This is a genomic window from Acinetobacter sp. ANC 3832, from assembly GCF_002135415.1.
Classification (GTDB): domain Bacteria; phylum Pseudomonadota; class Gammaproteobacteria; order Pseudomonadales; family Moraxellaceae; genus Acinetobacter.
Map to the genome: position 1 here is coordinate 14,411 of NZ_NEGJ01000019.1, position 22,738 is coordinate 37,148.

General features: G+C 38.1%; 18 protein-coding genes and 1 pseudogene. 2 read left to right on the top strand and 17 right to left on the bottom strand.

Annotation, left to right across the window (positions count from 1 at the left end; all coding sequences use genetic code 11):
* Positions 1–64: 64 nt before the first annotated feature.
* The 9 genes from feaR to B9T35_RS16870 all read right to left on the bottom strand — a co-directional run bounded on the left by feaR (position 65) and on the right by B9T35_RS16870 (position 8,537).
* On the bottom strand, positions 65–973 hold the full coding sequence (gene feaR, locus B9T35_RS16830; RefSeq protein ID WP_086192285.1) for a transcriptional regulator FeaR: 909 nt from the start codon (positions 971–973) through the stop codon (positions 65–67).
* Positions 974–1,109: 136 nt separating this feature from the next.
* Entirely contained in the window at positions 1,110–2,066 is a 957-nt protein-coding gene (locus B9T35_RS16835) for a p-hydroxyphenylacetate 3-hydroxylase reductase component (RefSeq protein ID WP_086192287.1), read from the bottom strand.
* 76 nt (positions 2,067–2,142) lie between these two features.
* The gene (locus B9T35_RS16840) at positions 2,143–3,096 is read right to left on the bottom strand and encodes a PDR/VanB family oxidoreductase (RefSeq protein WP_086192288.1); all 954 of its coding nucleotides are present in this window, start codon (positions 3,094–3,096) and stop codon (positions 2,143–2,145) included.
* A 34-nt stretch (positions 3,097–3,130) separates the two neighbouring features.
* The gene (locus B9T35_RS16845) at positions 3,131–3,868 is read right to left on the bottom strand and encodes an SDR family NAD(P)-dependent oxidoreductase (RefSeq protein ID WP_086192290.1); all 738 of its coding nucleotides are present in this window, start codon (positions 3,866–3,868) and stop codon (positions 3,131–3,133) included.
* A 9-nt stretch (positions 3,869–3,877) separates the two neighbouring features.
* A complete protein-coding gene (locus B9T35_RS16850; RefSeq protein WP_086192292.1) occupies positions 3,878–4,363 on the bottom strand; it encodes an aromatic-ring-hydroxylating dioxygenase subunit beta in 486 nt (161 codons plus the stop codon).
* 10 nt (positions 4,364–4,373) lie between these two features.
* Positions 4,374–5,651 (bottom strand): aromatic ring-hydroxylating oxygenase subunit alpha, encoded by a 1,278-nt coding sequence (locus tag B9T35_RS16855; protein WP_086192293.1) that lies wholly within the window; start codon positions 5,649–5,651, stop codon positions 4,374–4,376.
* A gap of 30 nt (positions 5,652–5,681) precedes the next feature.
* Entirely contained in the window at positions 5,682–6,209 is a 528-nt protein-coding gene (locus B9T35_RS16860) for a nuclear transport factor 2 family protein (RefSeq protein WP_086192295.1), read from the bottom strand.
* A 30-nt stretch (positions 6,210–6,239) separates the two neighbouring features.
* A complete protein-coding gene (locus tag B9T35_RS16865; protein WP_086192297.1) occupies positions 6,240–7,406 on the bottom strand; it encodes an acyl-CoA dehydrogenase family protein in 1,167 nt (388 codons plus the stop codon).
* Between the two features lie 18 nt (positions 7,407–7,424).
* Positions 7,425–8,537: an amidase gene (locus B9T35_RS16870; protein WP_086192299.1), complete on the bottom strand. Its 1,113-nt coding sequence runs from the start codon at positions 8,535–8,537 to the stop codon at positions 7,425–7,427.
* Positions 8,538–8,681: 144 nt separating this feature from the next.
* Here B9T35_RS16870 and B9T35_RS16875 point away from each other — a divergent pair, with 144 nt between their 5' ends.
* The gene (locus B9T35_RS16875; protein ID WP_086192300.1) at positions 8,682–9,149 is read left to right on the top strand and encodes a MarR family winged helix-turn-helix transcriptional regulator; all 468 of its coding nucleotides are present in this window, start codon (positions 8,682–8,684) and stop codon (positions 9,147–9,149) included.
* A 66-nt stretch (positions 9,150–9,215) separates the two neighbouring features.
* Here B9T35_RS16875 and B9T35_RS16880 read toward each other — a convergent pair whose 3' ends face one another.
* The 6 genes and pseudogenes from B9T35_RS16880 to B9T35_RS16905 form a co-directional block, all read right to left on the bottom strand.
* Positions 9,216–10,211 (bottom strand): 3-hydroxybutyryl-CoA dehydrogenase, encoded by a 996-nt coding sequence (locus B9T35_RS16880; RefSeq protein ID WP_086192302.1) that lies wholly within the window; start codon positions 10,209–10,211, stop codon positions 9,216–9,218.
* 1 nt (position 10,212) lies between these two features.
* The gene (locus tag B9T35_RS16885) at positions 10,213–11,319 is read right to left on the bottom strand and encodes an NAD/NADP-dependent octopine/nopaline dehydrogenase family protein (RefSeq protein ID WP_086192304.1); all 1,107 of its coding nucleotides are present in this window, start codon (positions 11,317–11,319) and stop codon (positions 10,213–10,215) included.
* Between the two features lie 114 nt (positions 11,320–11,433).
* Positions 11,434–12,423: an AraC family transcriptional regulator gene (locus B9T35_RS16890; RefSeq protein WP_086192305.1), complete on the bottom strand. Its 990-nt coding sequence runs from the start codon at positions 12,421–12,423 to the stop codon at positions 11,434–11,436.
* Positions 12,424–12,525: 102 nt separating this feature from the next.
* Positions 12,526–13,878 (bottom strand): spinster family MFS transporter, encoded by a 1,353-nt coding sequence (locus B9T35_RS16895; protein ID WP_086192307.1) that lies wholly within the window; start codon positions 13,876–13,878, stop codon positions 12,526–12,528.
* Positions 13,879–14,647: 769 nt separating this feature from the next.
* Positions 14,648–15,040 (bottom strand): DUF4440 domain-containing protein, encoded by a 393-nt coding sequence (locus B9T35_RS16900; RefSeq protein ID WP_086192308.1) that lies wholly within the window; start codon positions 15,038–15,040, stop codon positions 14,648–14,650.
* 270 nt (positions 15,041–15,310) lie between these two features.
* Positions 15,311–16,257, bottom strand: a pseudogene (locus tag B9T35_RS16905) (IS5 family transposase).
* Positions 16,258–16,569: 312 nt separating this feature from the next.
* Between B9T35_RS16905 and B9T35_RS16910 the strand changes: the two are divergent.
* Complete coding sequence (locus B9T35_RS16910; protein ID WP_086192310.1) at positions 16,570–17,847, top strand: tyrosine-type recombinase/integrase; 1,278 nt, start codon at positions 16,570–16,572, stop codon at positions 17,845–17,847.
* 179 nt (positions 17,848–18,026) lie between these two features.
* Here the strand turns inward: B9T35_RS16910 and B9T35_RS16915 are convergent, their stop codons facing one another.
* A complete protein-coding gene (locus B9T35_RS16915; protein ID WP_086192312.1) occupies positions 18,027–19,499 on the bottom strand; it encodes a hypothetical protein in 1,473 nt (490 codons plus the stop codon).
* A gap of 11 nt (positions 19,500–19,510) precedes the next feature.
* Positions 19,511–22,627: a hypothetical protein gene (locus tag B9T35_RS16920; protein WP_086192314.1), complete on the bottom strand. Its 3,117-nt coding sequence runs from the start codon at positions 22,625–22,627 to the stop codon at positions 19,511–19,513.
* Positions 22,628–22,738: the final 111 nt, after the last annotated feature.

The window sequence follows — 22,738 nt, forward strand, 5'->3', positions numbered from 1 at the left end:
TGTTTAAACGTGACTCACTTTATGTGAAATTGTGACATTAACAGGAGATCTAAAAATTCATTCACTACACTTTTAAGCGATATTGTTTCGGTGAAAGCCCTATCATCTTACGAAATAATTTTGAGAAATGAGCACTGTCACCAAATCCCCACTTCAAAGCAATTTCAGTAATCGATAGACTTTTATTTTTGCCATCTTTTAATTCATACTGAATTTTTTCGATACGGTGCATTTGAATAAACTTGTGTACAGATTGCTGTTGATGTTCAAATAATCGGTGTAAATGCCGAAGTGAAATCCCTAAATGATTTGCGATCATTTGTGCATTCAAACTTTGCTGATTGAGATGTTCAAAAATAAATCGCTCTGCTTTTATTTTGAGATGACTGGAAATTTCAATATTTTTATAGTTAATTGTCGGTTTGATTAAAGCAATCAAGGCATCTTCAAAAGCATTGCCATCCTCTTTTGCATACCAAAGCTCAATCTTTTCAGGTGATAGATTTTGCAACATACTTTTCAGCAAATGCCCACTCATATTGGAAGTGTTTAATTTGCCAAAATGATCGACTGTAATGCCTTGCCTGAATAATTTCTCACGCGACAAATGCACTGAAACATGACTAAATAAACCTTGTGGATACATATCAATCGTTTCTTCAGGATCAAGTAAGGTAATGTCTCCTTCATTTAAATCAATATTTTGATCTTTATAAACAATCCGCATCTTACCTGTGTACTGAATCACCAAAAAACAGAAACGATCTTTCACTCGATCGGGCATACCACTTTTTCTACAAATATGACTGGCATTACTTTTTATAAAAGCAACCTCTGTCTCACCTAATAAAAAAAATTTTACTTCACCAATAAATAAATTATTATGCTTATGAAAGGTCGTTTCAAAGTCACCACAGATCTTTTGAATAGATTGCTTCCACTGCACAATTTCATTTTCTTTAGCTTGATTCATATCCATTCCCCTTGGACAGATCGATTCAATAGTTTGAGTAGCTTTGCTTTATCTTTTCCAACACCATTAAAAATTCTATCTCAATAAATCCAAATAACCGACAAATTCATCTAGATATTTGTCGGTCAGTTGATGTTTATGCAATCCCAGCAATATCCCGTAAAATTTTAATAAAACTGTCTTTTTCACTGTCCGAATATTTATTCAATACTTCATTTTGATGACTGTCTGCGATATCAAATAAATAATGCGCGGTTTTCTTACCCTTCTCTGTCAATTTATAGAAGCCGTTCGTCTCAATCAACAGGCCATCTTTTTCCAGAATTGCAGCAGATTGTTCTACTTCCTGCATTGGCATGGCAATATCACGCGGTAAATCCGCTTTGCTTGAAGCCGTACCACTACCTAAAACCAGTAGAAGCCGTGCTTCACTGGTACGGAAACCCGTTACCAACTGCTTAGGAATATAATCATTTTGATAGAATTTAAAGGCACGACTCATCAAATAGCAGACATTACCATGCAAATGTCCCTGATGCATCGCCCCTACATCTTCAACTTCAGCAGACTCTCTCACCTGCAATAAAGGATGCGGTGTCACACCTGAATAAGCCCCTTGATGGTAAACCAATGGACTACGGCCTTCATCATGAAAATTTACCACTTTGCCGATAATAATCCAGTGATCTCCACCTTCAATAATCTGATGGCGCTCACATTCAAAAACAGCCGAGCAGTGGTCTAAAACTGGTGCTAATCCTACTCCCTCCTGAAAACTAGTACCTTCATATTTATCGATATTACGGCGTGAAAACTTATTAGAAAGTTCAATTTGAGAACCTGATAAAATATTGACTGCAAAATGTGTTGCTTGCTCAAAAACATGAAAACTTGAAGAATTTTTATCAATACTCCACAAAATTAAAGCAGGGTCTAAAGAAACAGAATTAAAACTATTTGCTGTGACTCCTACCTTTTCGCCATGTTCATTTTGCGCAGTCATAATGGTGACGCCTGTAGCAAAATTGCCTAATGCGCGTCTAAATTTCATTGGATCAACTTTTACAGTATCTATTGTATGTAATGCGTTCATGCTTCTCTCCTGAATTTTACAGTCCTATTCCTGTGCGGACTCAATACTTTGCAATTCCAATTTGAATTGTAGTTACTTAAATATCTAAAACCAGACGGGCAGATTTAGATCGAGAACAACACACTAGTATTTGATCATTGCTGGCTTTCTCTTCATCGGTAAAATATACATCGCGGTGATCCGGCTCACCTTCAATCACATCGCACATGCATGTACCGCAAACGCCCTGCTCACATGACATTTCTATCTCAATGCCTTCACGTGCCAATGCCTGTAAAATAGTTTCCTCAGCATCGACTATAATGATTTTACCGCTGCGTTCAGCCACGACTTCAAAAGCATCACCACTCGTTTCCACATCTACTTGAAAATACTCTTTATGAATCTGATTTTCGGGAAAGTTCTGAGTCAGCGCTAGATTAATGATCCAATCCATAAATCCATTTGGACCACAAGTATAAATATGGCTATCTACATCAATATTTTGAATAGCTGATTGAAAAAAGTCACGATGATTCGCACCTTCTGATTTAAAATGAAGGGTTGTGAATTGAGCCAGTTCACCGTTTTTAATCTCGTCTACAAAGGCACAGCTCTCTGGACTTGCGCCGCAATAATGCAATTCAAAAGACTCACCTTGATGCGCCAACTGATATGCCATCGTAATCAGTGGAGTAATGCCAATCCCCCCACCAATCAACACAGAATGTTTAGCTTCCACCAAAGAAAAAAGATTTTTTGGCTCGCTGACTTGAATATGCATACCATCTTTTAAATCGTCGAAAGCAGATACAGAGCCACCTCTAGATTCAGGATCACGTAAAATTCCTAAACGGAAAATACCTGTTTCATCTGGATTTTGGCAAAGTGAATACTGGCGTACCATACCATTCGGCAGGTGCACATCAATATGTGCACCTGCGTCAATTTTAGGTAAGGCTGTAGATGTTGCGGATTCAAATTCCATGACTGCAACATTTTCGCCTTCTACATGGCGGTTTTTGACAACAACATTATAAAGTTCAGTCATAATGAATCTCCTCTTTATGCATTAAACCCAAGGCTTAACGCATAAATAATCCGCCGTTAATATCCCATGTTGCACCTGTCACGAAACTGGCATTTGGACTTGCCAATAACGCGCACGTTTCAGCAATAAACTCCATACTGCCCAAAGCTTTGACAGGGATATTCTGAATAAATTGTGCCATTTTTTCATCAGATACCACGCTATGCACAATCGGTGATTCCATTGGCCCTGGTGCAACTGCATTGACCGTGACACCTTTCGCAGCAAATTCTTTGGCAAAAATTTTGGTCAGGGTTACAATGGCACCTTTCGTTGCTGCATAGTGCGCGCCCGTTGCTGTTCCGCCATTTTGACCTGCTAAAGACGCCATATTGACAATACGGCCATAGCCTTTATCTGCCATATATTTACCAATAATCTGACACGACTGAAATGTACCGCGCTGATTGACTTGTGTGATCCAATCAAAATCAGCCGCGGTAATCTCTAAAACAGGCGTTGCTTTGGTGACCGTCGCGTTATTGATCAGTACATCAAGTTTTGAAAACTTCTCTTCAATCCACTGCACAGCGGCATGAAAATCTGCTTCAACAGAAATATCCAGCTTCAGAGAAAACATATTATTCGCATTTACACTGCGTACTTTAGCCGCTTCAGCTTTTTCCAGTGTGCTTGCAGATAAAATAACTTGATGACCTTGGCTAGCAAGGTATTCTGCAACCACATTGCCTAAACCTGATGCTGCACCAGTCACTAAAACAACCTGTTTCATTTTCTTCTCCTAAAGAATGTAACTGATACCCGCCAAAGTATCGGTAGAATTGACCAAGTTAATAATTTTACGATTGATTTTAAAACCTTGTTCAGCATCACGAATCAAGTGAAATGTGACATCCGCAGTATAATGTTTTAAATTTTCTTTACGGAATTCACGCAGATTTTGCGCACAGCGTAAAATAATTTCACCATCTTCATCTTTGATAATACGCACACGGGATACACTGCGTACTGTATTGGCTTTTGGAGATGTTGAAATGGCTTCACCGTTATCCAAACGATTCACACGCAATTGACGCATGTGATGATTGTCATAGGCATAATTCAAATTATTTTCATAATCCGTTAAAGCAGGATCAATCGGAATAATATATACACCCGTTTCATTCCAAAGTTTTAACCATGCTTCATGTTCGTAATGATCGAGCATGTCTGCTTCAGCCCAAATAAAAGCTGTCGCTTCATTCAATAAATTTAAATCGATTTTCATTGCTCTCTCCTTAAGCCGTCATCAACTTTTTCCACTGCTGATACGCAGCTCGCATGCCCGTTTCAGCACTTACATCACTTTTTAAGCCATCTTCAGTTTCCACTTCGCCTGGTAAACCGCGGTTGAGCATGATCCATAAATCATTGCCTGCATCTGCACCCTTTTGTACACGCTCCCAAGCTTCCGCATCATCTGGTGTACCAAAACCAAATGGGCCTTGGAAATGCTCATGCAAACGTAAGCGGTACTGATTGGCAATTTGAGGACCACCGTCCATGGTAATCACTGAGTGATGAATTTCTGTTTTATCTACAGAGATTGGCTGCATAACACGGAAGAATGCCATTGAACATGCAATATTCGGGAATAAGTTTAAGTTAAATCCCGAACCACCTACAGCGCGGACAATACGGCGTACTTCTAATTCTGCATGACCTTCATCACGCAATGCCTGAGCAAGATCTTCAAAACGTTCTTGAATTGGACGTTCCATCAATTCTTCTTCAAGATCGACAAGTTCTGGAATCATCACCATGACACTATGGCCATTGCCTAAGTCTTCGACATAACCAGGCTGATTATCAAAGTTAAATAATTCTTCAGTTTTTTCATCAACTGAGCTTAAGAATGATTTATGTACCAGCGGAAAGTGGTAGGCATCAGTGGTATTTTCCAACTGGATTTTCCAGTTGCCCGGGAACGTAAAGCGATGCTCACCCAAAACTTTCACTGGATAACCCGCACCCTGTTTCATGAATAGGTCAATCCATTTTTTCGCCGCACCAAGAAAATCTTCTAACGGTTCAACATGATGGTTAAAAGAGGCGAAAATCATACCGTTATATTCTTCAACACGCAGGCTAATTAAAGGAAGTTCAGATTTATCTAGGCATTCACCATAGCTTTCAGGAGATGGCACACCACGCAGGCTACCATCCAAAGCATAGCTCCAGCCATGATAAGGACATACAAAACTGTTGGTTTTGCCTTTTTTATGTTCACAGAGTGTTGCAGCACGGTGACGGCAACGGTTAAGCAGCACATGAACTTTCTTTTTACGGTCACGTACTACAACCACGGGCTGCTTTCCGATATTTATGGTTTTATAGTTACCGCCTTCTGGAATTTCGCTAGCATGCGCCACCCAGACCCAATTACTGTAATAAATTTTTTCCATTTCATCTTCAAATATTTTTTCATCTTTATACAAAGAAGTATGTGCACGGTCCGATTGCACTAGCTCATTGTAGTCAATATCAATATTTTGTATTGGGATGATACTGTTCATGTCAATTATCCTTTTAAATTTATCCTTGAGTTATTTCTGAGACGGTACTGGCAATTCCGCTGTACTGTTCCAATGAGAAACTGGACGGCTGAAAATATTTTCTGTTTGAAAATGCTTAATTTTCCAAGACCCGTCCTGCTGCTGTTTAAATGCCACTGTGAGTTTGGCTGCATTTAAATGGCTGCGACTATCTCTAAATGCTGAGGTTTGCAGCATCAGCCAAGAGGCTTTTGCTTGCGTATCCTCAACATAAATTTGTTCTGAACTCACAAAATGCGCATTCATCACAAAATGCGAATCTTTCTGGGTATACCCCTTAAACATGTCGTGAATCGCTTGCCGTGAGCTGAAGTGACCAAAAGACTGCGCATATTTCTCACCTATGCCCTCCCAAATACTGTCTTCATCAAATAAATTTATTAATTCATTCAAGTCAGTATTGGCATCTAAAGCATCACAAATTTCCATGTAGCGGTTAATGCAGTTTCGAATTGCAGCTTGCGCTTCCAGCCGTTCTAGACGCTGTAAAATTGCGCTGAAATCCATTTTGTCATTCATTCTTAATACTCGCGTATGAAATCAATCTGCTTATAAATAGCCCGGTGCCGGTTTTAAGCCAAAGCTGATTAAACCTGCATTCTGCAATGTTGCATCCCCCATAAAGGCATGCTGTGTCACCACATGGGTATCGTTCACAAAGCGGCTGAACACATTGTTGGTATAAATAGCTGTCATACCTGCCAGCATTTGCATTTTGCGGGCAACGCGGGCAGTAACTCTGGTAGCATGAGTACAAGACAGACGCATATCACTGATTTGTTCTGCTGTCGGTGTACGACCTGCAACCACTTCACTCCAAACGATATCCATCGTTTCATAAAACCATGTACGCGCTGCTTTAAACTCTGCTTCAGCTTGTGCAAATTCATATTGTGTCACTGGACGATTTGCAATTTCGGAACCACCAGTAATAGAAGCCTTGCCTGGAGCAAGTTTTTTGAACTCTTCTAAAGCTGCTGCAGCTACGCCTATGCCCACTACTGTCAAGACTTGTGTTGCAAGTGATAAAGAGGGATATTTAAAAAAAGGCTCTGAAAGCTTTGACGGCTCTCCACGTACAAATGTCCACTCTTTAGGGACCAAAACATCCTCAACGACTAAATCATGACTTCCCGTTCCTTTTAGGCCCACTGTATCCCAAGTCATTTCAATTTTTACTTTTTTTGCAGGCATGACTGCCATACGTGGCAAGCCTTGCGCTTCATTATCCTTTTGTGGTGCAATACCGACGCCAACAATATCTGCCCCCATGCAGCCGCTGGAAAATTTCCAGCGTCCTTTAACAACAACACCATCTTCAGTAATTTCTGCTGGCTGTGGAGGGAAAATACCGCCGGCAAAAACAATATCAGGAGAATCCTTGTAAAGTTCTTTGAGTGTTTCTTCTGGCAAGCTACCTAAATAAGCTGGGCTCATACCAAAACTTGCTACCCATCCCACTGAGCCATCTGCCATTGATAGTTTTTCAATCAGCTCACAAAATTCGCGTGGTGAAACTTCAGAACCACCAAAACGCTTCGGAACAAATGCCCGATATACACCTATTTTTTTTAATTTTTCAATAATATCCTGACTGACATATGCCTGATTATCAAATTCACCCGTACATGCGCGTTCACGGATTTCCTGATACAAGGCCTTCAAATCTACTGCTGTATTATCCATGACAAAATCCTTTGTAGATAAATCATTCATTTGTTAACTCCTTGTAACTTATTGCGCCGCCTTCACGACAAATTCAGCAATTGCACAAAGCTGTTCATCCGCATTTTTTTTGGCAACAATTTGCAATCCAACGGGTAAGCCCTGTTTTGTCTCTAATGGTACTGAGATTGCAGGATGCCCAGACAGATTAAATGGACGAACCAGCCCCGTTAAATTCAAAAATGCAACTGTATTTTCTGCATCTACAACTTGTGGCGGAATTTGTGGCAACGTTGGTAACAGCAATGCATCATATTGATTCAGTAAAGCATCTACTTCTTGGGTGAAACGTTCTTTCACATGTTCAGCTTCTGTAACCTGCTGGCATGTAGTTTCTGAGGCTTTCAGTAAACGTGCATTGACATCTGAGCCCAAAAGTCCCGTTTCAGTTAAAGCGCCATACGCCTGCCAATTCTCAAAATTGATAATTTGCATACCTGCATGGAATGCGTCATCAAAAGATGCAATGTCTACATGTGTCAAAACCAGCCCAGCTTTTTCAAAGTATTCATTAATACATTCATTTACTTCATCACTCGCCTGTACATTCAGCACTGCAAGCTTAGGCGCTTGCTCTAGAGCTTTTGCAGTATTAAAACTTGGATCAATAATCTGCATGGCTGTTTCAATCATGCTAACTGAATTTGCAAATGGTCCGATACAATCCAATGAACTGTTTTCAGGATGTACGCCTTCACGACTTACACGACCAAAAGTAGGCTTTAAGCCAAAAATTCCACAACAGGCAGCAGGCATGCGGATTGAACCGCCTGTGTCTGTTCCTAATGTAAAATCGGCTAGTTTGGCAGCAACAGCTGCAGCTGATCCGCTTGATGATCCGCCTGGAATCAGTGCAGGGTATTTAGGATTAAGCGCTGTACCGAATGCACGATTAATGCCTGTAATGCCAAAAGCCAATTCATGCAAATTTGTTTTTGCGGTAATTTGACAATCTGCAGCCAAAATACGCTCTACCACAAAGGCATTTTGTTCTGCGACAGGAATAGTCTCTAACGCTTTACTTCCTGTGAGGGTTTGAAAACCTTGAATATCGATAGAGTCTTTCACCATCACGATGAGTTTTCCTGACCCTAAATGAACATTCTTTGCCACAATATTCATTCACTTTTCCATGTATTTTTATTACTAATACTAATATCTGAAAAAGCAATGTAATTGTCAAGTATTTTCATTGCAGAGAGTAAAGAAAATATTTTTAATTTTTGTATAATAGGGTATCAATTTTTACAAAGTCATCACTTTGCCATGCTTACTCATTTAGAAAATTTTCTGCCTAACAATGAACCTAGCAGCCTACAAAGCTATCCTTTTTTTTGGATCTCCCAAGTCAATGGAAAATATACTCAAATAATTGAAAAATCTATAAAAAAATTAGGAATAGACAATACACGACGCAAAATCATTTTAAGCACCAACGCCTTGGGACAAGCCAGCATTACTGAAATTGCAAACCTATCAACACTCAAATTGACCACTGCAACCAAAGCTATTTACCGCTTAGTTGAAGATGAAATTGTTCAGGTTTTTTCTTCGGAATTTGACGAACGTATTTCTATGGTCAAGTTAACAAATAAAGGTAAAAAACTGGTAGAACAGATCAATCAGATCAGTCAAGTTACACTTTCAGGAATTCTGAATGCTTTTGAAGATGAAGAGTTAATTCAGCTAAATGCGCAGATGAAAAAAATATTTGAGCTAATGCCATCCAGCTAACCGCTTAAAATAGCAATTAAACAAAAAGCCCATACATGATGATGGGCTTTTTTTACTGGCTTTTTTTTAAACTATGGAAGAAACAATATTCAACTTAGGTTTTAAACCGGATGTCTCAATTCTATTCAAAAATGTTTGAAGTACTTGCTTCTTGTAAGCAGGAATATCCACTCCCTCATATTGATAAAAACCCTGCTGTTCTCTTAGACCATTTCGGCCATTTTGCATATTTTCTTTAATAATATCAGGCGTACTATACCTTTCGCCCAGCTCTCGCTCCAAATACTGTGATGCATAATACAGAATATCACCACCGCCCCAATCAATAAACTCAAGTAAACCTAAGACAGAGAAGCGTAAGCCAAAACCGGTGCGAATTGCAATATCAATATCTTCTGCAGATGCAACACCCTCTTCTACCATTCGGGCTGCTTCATTCATAGCCAATGCTTGAATTCTGGGTACGATATAGCCTGCTTTAGCATTACACACCACTGCGACTTTCCCGATACTGGTCAAAAATGATTTAAGCGCCAACACGTTTTTATCTGAAGTTTGCTCTGAGCGACTTAATTCGACTAATGGCATTAAATAAGCAGGGTTGAGCCAATGTGCATTCACCACTCGTTCAGGATGAGAAAGCATCTTGGCAATATCTGTCACTAAAAAGGTAGAGGTCGTAGAAGCGACTATACAATCTGATGCAACATGCTGATCCAGCCATGTAAAAATATCCTGCTTCACCTGTATTTTCTCAGGCACGCCTTCCAGAACTAAATCACATTGATTTAGATATTGAATAGAGGTAGATTTTGAAAGTACTTCTATATTGGCTTGAATTGATGAAATTTGCGCAGTTTGTATAAGTTGAATTTGGCTTAAGAGTAGCAATTCCTGCGTAATATCCTGTTCCACTTGTTGTTGATATTGCACAAAGTCTTCACATGAACGTTCTTTGGCATCAATCAATTTTACTTGCAGGCCAGCATAAGCAAAAGCAATAGCAATGGCTTTACCCATTCGCCCTGCCCCCACCACGGCTGTGTGCTGAATATTGGACATCTTAAACTCCATACTGCAAGATTTGTTGCAATTCCTGCTTTGATTTATCCGCTAAACCTAAGCTTTCTAATGTTCTTCCTTCAGCATATAAATCTTTTCCGGCAACGGCTGAGGCAATATTCAGTAAACCTTCAGCTACAGGGGTTTTAATGCCAGCCCAACGTCCCATAGAAACAATGAAAGATAAACCTAAACGGGTATCTTCAAGCATATAGCGATGTGACTGCAAATCAATATCCTCACGCCAGTCACCACTGTCTGTGAGCTTGCCATGAGCACCTCGCCCATACATCCACTCATCTCCTTCATCTGTTTTATTATAATGATCAGCCAAAGGGAAATGCGGTGCAGAATACCCTAAGGCTTCACGCAGATGCATACGTTCGGCATCCAATTGAGATGTGACACGGCGAATAGATGGCTGTGTGCCTTCATTATGAATATCCCATGCTTCGAAGTGTTCCAAAGGACCTGCATTCATTATAATCAACGGTGGATGAATAATTGGACCAGCATTCATCAACGCCCCACTTAAACTGTCTTCTATTGGTTCTACACTCGGATAGGCCTGCTGCAGAATCTTAAATGCATGTCCAGATAAATGACTTGGGAATACACCTGTAGGTAGGCGGGTCGCATAACCGCTCACGACAATGTGGTTTAGCCCATGCTTACGCACCAAGTATGGCAATGTACCCGTTTCAGCAAAAGCTACCTGCGCATGATTACCTGCATCTTTCATAGCTTTAGCAAAAACAAAGCTACCAAAGGTGCCTGGCGGTAAATAGACCACTTGTCCATCTTTAAAATAAGTCGCCGCTTGCTGCGCTAATTTTAGGTGCGTGGTGGCAGGCAAAGGAATAATAATCAGTTCAGCGCTGACGATCGCTTGCTCTAAAGATTCTTGTAAATTGATCTGACTATTGTCAAGGCCAACCGTTACTGAACGCTCACCCTGATAATCCAAAATAAACAGTTCACCGGTTTCTGCCAATTTTTTTAATGCGTTGGCATCTCTGCGCCATAACACTACATCATGACCTTTTTCCGCCATCTCCACTGCTGCCGCATAACATCCATGACCACCGCCAAGTACTGTAACTTTCATCTTGAATCCTCCTCATTAAGTAAATTAACCTTAGAAGATTAAAATGAAGTTCACCCCCCTATATACGAATAGTCTATTCAATATACGAATATTTTTCATATTTACATCACTTTTTTATACCACTTTCATTTTTAAAGTTTGTGATGGCAGGCAACCATAGCGTTTTTTATACATACTGGAAAAACGACCAAAACTTTGTATGCCATTTTGCAACAGAATATCTGTCACTGTATCACTGGAATGACTGTTCAATAATGCTTGATGCACCCATTGCATACGCTGATCCCGAATATATTCAATCGGTGTTTGCTGACAGTACTGATTAAAACCTTTTTGTAAAGTACGACTAGAAACGCCGCAAAAAATGCTTAGCTCTGCAAGTGAAATCTGCATTTGAAAATGCTGTTGAATATATTGCTGTGCTTTTCTCATGTAACTTGGCAATACTTTTTGTCTGCGTTCATTGAGCTGTTGGCTGTAATTACTGGAAACTTTTAACAAAATCAATTCAATTAAATACTGGTTGAAACTAGCTGAAATAAAGCTCCAGTTCTGAATATGATAATAAGCATGACAAAGATAATTCAGTGTTTCAATAATAGCGTTCAAACCTTCTGCGGTACATGATAGTCCATTATCAAATAATACAGGTTCAGCACTGGTATAGCCCAGCATTTTACACAGCTGTGTTTCCACATCCTGCTGTGTCAGTTTAAGAATAATATTACGGCAACAGTGATTGGTCATAATGCGGTTTTGAGTATACGGATGTGTCACCGTCATAATGCCATATGACTGTAACACCTGATTTTGCGCATGCTCAAATTTACATTGCCCTTCAAGATTAATACGAAACAGATAATACGGTGAGGTTTCATCTATAGTGATTGCGACGGCAGCACTATATTTCAAATCATATAAAGCTGAATTTCCAAAACTGAAACCATTTAAGCGAGTATTCAAACTCGAATCTGTATCCACATTAAACTCATGCGGGCACAAATAATGACTGATTTTATCTTTAATAGTCTGATAGTCATCTGAATTAAACAGTAAAAACTCATCCAGATAATGCAAATGGCTCAAATTTAAAAATTGACTCATGTCTGCACTCCGTTGATTTCGTTATTCTAAATTAGAATAACAGCAAAAGCCCATTAAATATAAATGAGCTTTTCCCGTATCTTGAATTTCTAAATAATTGGCTTAAACTGGATGTTCTTGCTGCATACTAGCACTAAATGCTTTGCATCCTTTCTTCAATAAAATAAAGGCTAATACACATGCGCAAGTACCCACAATAGACAGTGACATACCTACCATCTGTGGGTTTCCAAAAACTTTATCAGTAATTAAGGCCACTAGAGTCGTGCCAATTCCGACCGCGACTAAATTGCTGATCAGCAAAAAGACCGCTGAAATCTGTGCACGCAGCTGGTTAGGCGCAAGCATTTGCATTGCCGTTGTTGAAATTGGCATTGGAAAAGATGCAAAAAACATGGCTGGAACCAATAAAGCCACAGACAGCCAAAGTTCAGATACTTGGGTAAAAACAATCATCGGAATGATTAAACCTACAATACCAATCACACCTGTAATCATTGGTGCATCTGTTCGGCCTTTTTGAATAAACCAATCATTTAACCAACCTGCACAGAATACGCCTAATGTATTTGCCACAAGCATAACCGTACCCAGCATATACCCAGCTTCTGTCGGCGTCAGTCCATATTGACGCATATAAAATGCGGGTGTCCAACTAATAAGGCAATACAGCGCCATAGCATAGAAGGTAAAGCCGAAATAATGACAACCAAAAGTAGTACTGTGTTTTTTAATAAACTTAAATGCTTTTTTCATGCTGGTCTTTTCGACTTGACCTTGTGCATTCAAACGCTGGCCTTTCCGTTGTGGATCTCGTACTGTTAGAATAAACAGCAGGCCAATAAAAATACCTGGTAAACCAACTAGAATGAAAGCCATTTGCCAAGCTTTGATTGCCCCTAAAAGCGGTATCTCAATCAAGCTCATATTCTTCAATAAGCCAATCACATAGCCACCAACCAAAAAGGCAATACCACCTCCGACAAAGGATCCACTGGAATAAACTGCGACAGCACGCCCTAATTTTTCCTTAGTGAACATATCACTGAACATAGAGTAAGCAGCTGGAGATAATGCAGCTTCCCCAACACCAACTCCCATCCGGCTAAAGAAAAGCTGAAAGAAACTTTTGCTTAAACCACATAGAGCAGTTGCAATACTCCAAAAAACAATACCAACCGCAATAATTTTAGGACGCGAAAAACGATCAGCCAAATAAGCCAGAGGCAATCCCATAAAGGCATAAAATAGTGAAAAGGCCAAACCATGTAATAAGCTGAACTGAGTATCTGATAAATTTAAATCAGCTTTAATTGGCTCAATCATCAATGCTAAAATTTGGCGATCTATAAATGAAAAGATATAAGCTAGCATGCACAGAAGCACGACATACCATGCATATGCATTTGATTTTTTACTGACTGCTGGGGTTTGATCACTGATAGAACTATTCATGTCACTAAATCCTTGTATGACAACTTATTTTCCGTACAAATCCATATTTCTTACTTTGCATTGGGAAAATATTTCTTAACCAACCGCATCATAAATTGGTTATTGATTCCCCAAACTTACTTCCATACAAATTTATTTTTCGGTTAAATCATTCAAAATTATTACATCAAGAGTTTAATTATATTTACTTTTATATGTAATATTCCATATCTTTTTGAGTATAAAGTTATACCTTATAAAAATACTGCTTCTCCCCCTAAATAGCTTCATGCCTCACTAATTAGAACTATTCTTCTTAAAATATAAATTAATCAAATATATAGATCTTCATATGAATCTAAATATCAAAGATGATCGTAAAAAAACAGTCCTTTTCCAACTTTGGTTTCATAGTTACAATATCCATCTAAAAGTCCAACTCCTTAAAGCTAACAGACACGATTGCATTTACTGTCTTACATACCTGTGGTTTAGTTGCTCTATTAATTGGTCTATTTCAGATTTTACTGAATATGCGATCAAACTATGTACTAGGATCAACTAAATGCTAGTCTTTATTTTTATTTTCACGAATGGAGCCTAAGTGAAAATTTAGTTATCTGCTGCTCAGGTTTCCCCATCACAAAAAAGGATCAAAGCGAAAAAATATTGATTACTTCGATCTTTCTCTGTGGGTAAATTCAAAAACTTCAAACTGAAGCTGATGTATTTTAAATATGATTAAACAGCATCAGCTGATACTGTTTAAATAAATGGGATTGAAGCACTGTTATCCTGTAAATGTTTCCTGTAGAAAACGCCAAAACATTTTGCCTTGAATTTCCTCAATCAGTGCACAAGAACGGCGGATTAATACACCAGATTCTTTGATATGCTTCTCTGTATAAGTCAAAAAAATTGATTGTTCATTTTGTGAAATAATATCTTCATCATAGATCTCAATTTGGATATCCGGCATTTTCCCCTGATTATTCGCAAACAATTGTTTTACTTCTTCAAATTTAAACTTTTTACCCGCGGCACCAACCATTTCAAAATTTTCAGAAAAATGTGCAATCAATAATGCTAAGTCTTGCTTACTGTGAGTACCACTGAAAATTTTTGCAATCAGCACATGCATGGTATGAATGCTTTCTATTGCTTTATCTGCAGAAAGTGCCATATCTATTTCCTTATATTCAATGTTGAACCATACAATAAAACAAAATTACATGTAAAATTCAATATTATTTATTTTAATTTGAAAAATAATTTTCGAATTAATAGTGGCAGTCCAGTTAGTTAAAAGACAAAGCTCCTTATTGAATATTTATGCTTCTTTCGCCATTGATTGCATATCAATCACAAAACAATATTTCAAATCACTTTTTAACATACGCTGGCTTTGTTGCATAAAGCCTTAAAAGATAGAGTTTTCCTGAGTACCTTAAATTTAAGTGGTAACTTGGGTATGGGGTTGGCCTAACTCCGTAAATTTATTCAGAACTTGAGCAGTGCTACTGCGAAAGGTGCATGAGTTTTATTGATCTGACTATCAAAATTACGGGCAATGAGTTTATCTCCCAATGATTTAATACAATGCATCTTAGTTTCCACCAGACTGCGTCGATGATAACCAGACCACTTTTTTCAAATCGTTCTGCCCAAACGTTTGACTGTTCTTAATAATTCATTTCTTTCTAAAAAGCTCAATTTCTTATCTTTCCATGGCTTTGCATTTTTCCTAGATGGAATTACAGCATGTGCTTGATGAGCTGAAATCACCTGTCTGCAATATTTAGTGTTATAGGCTCCATTGGTATAGACTGAATCAATTCGCTCATCAAGCGGGATTTGATTCAGTAAATCACTAAGGACTTGTGAATCACTGATATTATTTGTTGTTAACTGCACAACCCTTATTTGAAAGGTCTTAGCATCAACGTCGATATGAAGTTTACGCCATTGGCGACGGTATTCAGGCTGATGTTTCTTACGCTTCCATTCACCTTCACCTAAAAACTTTAAGCCTGTTGAATCGACGAGTAGATGTAGTCCATTACAACTCTTTTCATAGCTAATTTGAATATCAATATGCTTTTATCTGCGGCTGAGAGTGGAGTAATCTGACGCTATCCAATCTAATCTGCAAAGTTTAATCAAGCTTTATACAAAGCCCGTGACCATACGTAAAGAGAGTCGAAATAAGGATTTAATCATTAAATGACATTGAATCGCTGTATCTGAGTAAGTTTGATTTCTTCCATGCTTACCTTGAGACTGAGCATACCACTGAGTTTTAGGATCAAACCAAATGGCAATATTTCCACGATTAATGAGAGCTCGATTATATGAGGACCAATTGGTTGTACGTTAAATTTTAGGTGCTGGCTTCTTCACTCGGAAATTATATTGCTAAAGATGGCTTTAAGAATAGGGTTGTACAACAAAGCCCAATTGAATCCAAAATTTTATGTGGGTTACAATGTGGGACCAAAATACAAGCAAGAAAAAAGCCCTTGTGATTACAAGGGCTTAAATCAATATTTGGCGGAAGCGGTGTCCGCATAACAGCAGTCCTATACAGTCCAAACAAATACTATAAAAACATATTATTCAATTAGATATAACACAACCAATCCAACGACATCTTGACCAATCCAGTCAATTCCAGTATTTTATGAGGGGTAGGTTGTGGGGTAAATTAATAGCATGCCAAAGAAATCTAAAGAGCTATCTGCACTCAGTGTAGCAAAAATTAAAGAGACTGGTCGATATTCCGTAGGTGGCGTTGATGGCTTATGTCTAAATATCGAAGGTAGTTCTCGGGTCTGGATTTTGCGTGCTGTTGTGGGCAAACGTCTGGATAAAGATGGGAAGTTAAAACCTCATCGCCGTGATATTGGTATTGGTCCCTACCCTGAAGTTTCTTTAGCTGAAGCTCGTGCTAAAGCCACTGAATTAAGATTACAAATACGAAATGGCATTGATCCGATTGCTCATAAACAAGTACAACTTGAAAAGCTACATATTCAGAAACTTCGGGATAGATCATTCCGTGAATGTGCAGAAGTGGTTATAGCAAATAAAACCCGTGAACTGAAGAATCAAAAACATATTGGTCAATGGGCCACAACACTAGAAACTTATATTTTTCCTATTTTAGGTGATCGTGTGATTAGCTCAATCACCAAAGTAGATATTGCTAAGATTTTAGAGCCAATTTGGACTACAAAAAATGAGACGGCTAAACGACTTCGTGGTCGCTTAGAGACTATTTTCGATTACGCCAAGGCTATGGAATATTTTGAAGGTGACAACCCTGCTGAATGGAAAGGTAATCTTGAACCTATTCTAGGTAATTTAAAACAAATATCACGCCCTCACCCTTCTTTACCTTACGATCAAGTAGCTGAATTTGTTCAACACCTTCGTCAGAAAGATGGTATTTCACCCAAAGCTCTAGAATTTTCAATTTTAACAGCATGTCGCTCTGGTGAAATCTTTGGAGCCAAATGGCAAGAGATCGATTTTGAATCTAAGGTATGGATTATTCCGAAAGAACGCATGAAAGCTGAAAAAGAACATCGAGTTCCACTTTCAGAACCAGCAATTCAATTATTGAAATCCATTCAGGTTCATACAGAATCACAAGGCTATATTTTTCCTGCACCTCGTGGTGGCGGCATGCTTTCAGATATGTCATTAACTGCTTTAATCAAGCGTATGCATGAACAGAAATTTAAGGAAAATGGCTTAGGCTATATTGACCCAAAACAAAATCGTGTTGTAACTACTCATGGCTTTCGTTCAACTTTCCGTGACTGGTCTGCTGATATGACCGATTATCCTCGTGAAGTTTGTGAGCATGTTCTTGCTCATAAACTCCCAGATGAAGTCGAAGCCGCTTATTTACGTGGAGCTTACCTTGAAAAACGTAAAGGATTAATGATTAAGTGGGCTAATTTTTGTCAGAATAATATCGATTAGGTCTATAATCCAATGTTTTATAATTAAAAGTGCAGGCATGATTCTAAAGGTCAACATTCTCCATTAGATTATGAAAGGACCCATCAAACGATGGTTAGGTGTGTCTAGAATTTTGGTGGCTATTCAATTTATTAGATTGTAAAGAAAGCCCATATGGGCCTTCTTTGGTAATTCTTTAATTAAATAGGAGTACGTCTAACAAATCTCTCATGCATTTCCTTGGTTCTTTGTTGCTCTAGACGTTTCCGTTTTATTTCATTGTCAGTTTTCTTATCTGCAATATCACGTTCTAAATCCCTATAGCTTTTAAACCTTAGCTCAGCCTCTAATAAATCTCTCAACTGTGCATCGTTAAAAGATGGATTTTCTCTTTTCACTTCTGCATACGCGTCTTTAGCAGCGGTCTCTGCTGCTTCGCGAAGTCCTTCGTTTATCTTGATTTCTATTTCTTGTTTTGCAATATCATTCCACATATCAGCTCTACTTTCAGGAGTTAATGGGGAGGCATTGTATTGAATTTCCATTACTCTTGTCATTTCTATGCCAGTGTTGGTGTCTACAAGAGATTGGGCGTTCATCTCTTTTAATTTTTTTTCCACTTTAGAATCAACACGTCTTTCTCTTAATAAGGATAAAATTGCTACCGCAGTCGAGCCTCCTGCAATAATTCCGCCCACTATTAAAAAAGCCAAATTTACAATCGTGGATTTATCCCACTCACTTTGTGAAGAATCTGAATCTTCTTGGTCTTCTTTTTTTTCAACGGCGCAAAAATTGATTTTTGAAATTTTATCTAAATCTGAGGTATATGTGCCTTTAATTAATCTATCTATTTTGGAATTTCTCTTTTGCGCTGAATCGACCTGCAAACTAAGACCAAACTCAAGGAGTAAATACTTCTTTTGAGACTCTATGTATATGAATAAGCCTGTAAATCCCCATCGTCCATATTTACCTTGCTCAAAAGCATTAATGTATTCATTGGTTACACTGGTTTCTTCACCGTTGATCTTAATCTTCGTATTATTATTTGTGGATTTTACTTCGAGGTGGACTTGTTCGAATTTTGAGTCTATTTCATTGTATAAGGCAACCAAGTATGTGCCATTAAAATATTCCAAGGCATTTTGTCTTAGTCTGATTGCATTAAAAATTGATTTATTATCTACGGCGTCCAATGCTGTTAAGGTTGCCCCTATGCAATCACCCGCAATATCTCCAAAAATAGAATATTTTAGCGTGCCTCTCACTACCTTTGCATGCCTAAAGGACTTTGCTTCATTTTCGGCAACTTGGAATGTAAGTTCACCGCCCTCCCATGTAACTTTGAAATTTTCTGGATCGTAGTCGTAATTGAAAATGGCAACACCATTAATATTTATGGAATCATCACTGACCACCATTAAGTAGTAGCTATTATTTACCCATAGGGTATATTCGCCTTTCCAAAAGGATAAAGAGTCCATAAACGTATTTACCGCATCGTCTAAGCTGACTTGAGCAACGGTATAGCCCTTTTCAGAAAACCAGTTGCGTTTCACATCATCACTGACATCTTCATCATCCCAGTTTATCCTTTGGAGTAGGTAATCTGACGCAATAAGTCTGCTAGAGGCTGTATCTGCTACAAATTGTTGTTCGCTGTTTAACATGTTTATTTCCCTTATCTATAAATGACTGGCAATTCGATAGCGATTTTTTTAATTAAGTCCGGGGAGAAGTTTAAATTCGCCCCATTTTCTTGGGAAACTTTAATTTCCCATTCCGCATATACCCCCATATCTCGATATTCAACTTGAAGTGGATCTTTGTCTGCAGTGTTCGCTGCGAGTGTATTCGCTGTCCGTAAAACTTCGTTATACAGTGGGAAGTCTATAGCTTGTATTAATTCAAATTTCAGTGCTTTGCCGCTTTTGTCATAAATAGTATCGAAGCGCTTATGACGAAGATGGGCTGAAACAGAAGCAACTTCACTTCCTGATTCCATTTCGATATGGAGTTTAATTCTTGAGATTTTTTGACTAATTCTTACATCATAAAACAGGGCGAGCTCTGGCAAGAAGTACTCGCCAAATTTCTGACATTCATGGTCTGAGCGTACGATTTTAAAAGGAAGCTTAAATACTTTGAACGATAAATCGTTATCCCCGAATTTTTCTTCTACGATAAAGCCAAAATTTGAATCCTCATTTTTCTTAAGATCTAGGAAAATACCCTTTCCATCTTGTGTTGCTGGAACCGGGGTTGGTGGGATGGTTTGGTCAACTAGAAAACTTCTGTATTTTTCCTCAAGCAAATTAACATACGATTTCATGTTCTGCGGTGATGACATGTATGTAACTGAACTATCTCCCCATAAAGAGATATTCAAATATCGATCTATTTCGACAGACGTTAGATCATTCAGAGAAATATACCGATAGGCTTTGATTAGTTCGAAAAGATGTTTCAAGCATAGGTCATTTAGGTCAGAGTACCTTTTCTTCATTGAAGCCATTATGTAATCGATCAACGGATCTTCACTGTCATTCAACTGATCGGCATTCTTGGCATCATCAGCTTTTATTTCTTTGATTTTATAGTCGCACAGATATATATCACTCAGTTTCTGATTGTATGAAAGGATCAATTCACTGCGACTTCGAATGATTTCAAACAAAGCGGTACTGGTTTTGTGCGCAGCTTTGGCTGATGGAATAGACTTAAAGTTATTGATAACTTCATCTAGGTTTTTTAAGTCTGCCAAAACCCTTGGTGTACCCTCACACACTTGAGTTATATCTAATGTGGTATTTGAGATGAAGTTTTTAAAATCTTCCTTAAAACTTCCATTGAATTGTGAAATATCATCCAAAACAAAAGTCTTATTTACGCTGATTCCATTGTCATCAATGACTTCATTAATTCCTTTATACAGCAAATTGAATCCTTCTACAGCGGCTAAAGGCTTGGCAAAGACAGTCATCGTCATTGCATTAACGAGTTGATCTATTGATGGAAACTGAAATGCGTTGACAGAATCTATAAAATCATCCACGTCATTAAGCAGCTTATATTTCAGCTCTATCATTTTTGTCGTGAGCGCACTTATTTCCTTAAACATTTCAGGAATTTCAGCAATATTTTTCTTTTTTTCATTATCTAAATTGTCAATTAGCATGCCATTTATCGCTTTCTTTTCGGAATAAAGCGCTTTACTTCTGCTAATAAAATTCGTCTCCTCTTTTAATTTGTTAAATATTATCTCTTGATCAGCTAGCCTTTGTACTAACTGATCTAAATATACTTTGACGCTATTAAAGCTAACGTTAGGGATTTTAGGAGCGAGAATATCACCTCCGAATGGTGAGATACCGCGTTTTAGATTTAATAACAGAGCCGATGCGAGTTTGTTTATATCTTGCAACTCTTCAAATTTTAGAGTTTGCTTAAACTTGTCATCACAACCATTCGTTTGACTGTAGTTTTCAACTAATTCTAGGGTATTCATTGCCCCTTGCATGATCTCTAAAAAACGATCTAAGGAGTTGTTTACAGGATCTACTTTTAGAATATTAAAAAAGATTTCTGACTTTGCGCTCTCAAACAACATATTTAAATAGGTCGTTGATATGAGGTCGTAGATTGGGGCCTCTCTTTTAAGTGTACCTTCAGGACCAGCGCTGCTTTCTTTTTGATTATTAGGAATAGGTGTCTTGTTTGGATTGTTAAGCAATTCAAGTTTTTTGTCTTCTTGATATTCTTTTCTGGTTTCCTTATCGCAATTGTATTTAACTCTTCGTGGCAATCTCTTCCCGTATGGATCACTAAAATCACTTTCAACGTCATCGAATGTGACCTTTAGTCCTTCAACTGCTTTAGCTTCAATTGTACTAAAACCATTATTCCCTAACTTCCCATCAATGCCTTTCGTACCAGATTTTCCTCCTTTGTAGTCAAACGATACATTTTCATTTATGTGAGGAGATACAAATACAATAGATCCTCCCTTTCCTCCGTTTCCACCTTGTCCACCTTCACCACCTCGCCCACCAACTCCCCCAAAGCCTAAATGATATAAGTAATTCGTCTTTTTAGAGAAAAAGCCACCACTTTTTTTAGTGAAAACTCGATAGAAGCCATCACCACCATCTCCTCCATCTTGACCTTGCTGTCCCTGTCCACCATCTCCACCATTTACATTGATGATTAAGCTTTTAGCCTGATTTATAAAGGATATTTTTTTTGCGTAAACTTGAACCGTACCGCCAACTCCCCCATCTCCACCTTGTTTAGCTATTTTTGGAGCATCATCACCGCTGTGACCATCCTGTTCTTCTTCCTTACATTTATTTGAGTCTCCAGATGCAAACTTCCAAAAGTCTAATCTGCTTTCATTACTATAACCATCTTTATGCCAATAGCTTTGGCTATGCTTACCATGCTTTGTATCCCTAGTCTGAGGCGCAATTCCAGCAGGCTCAACCTTATCTTCCCCTTTTTTTCCTAAACTTGTAATTTGAAATATATTGTCTCCTTCTTTCATTTTGCTTAACACTAATTCTTCCGTAAAAAGGAGCAAACTTATCTTAGAATCTAGAATTAAATTTTCATTTATTCTAATTTTAGGCGCATAGATATAATGGTTTTTATCTTTACTGAGTAATATTGAATTCCCTTTAATGGATGTGGTTTCAAAACTTATTTCAAGCTCAGAAAGAGTGGAGCAAATATAGACATTAGAACCTTGCTCAAATCTCTTGTACGGCACATTATTTGGTGTATTGTCTACAAGTGGCATTTTATTCTCCGTTATTAATTTATCGTTTGTATCGGTTACAATTGTTTAAACAACATACTCAAAATAGATTTATTTTGTTTTAATTTTTTTGTGAATACTACTCAGAAAACT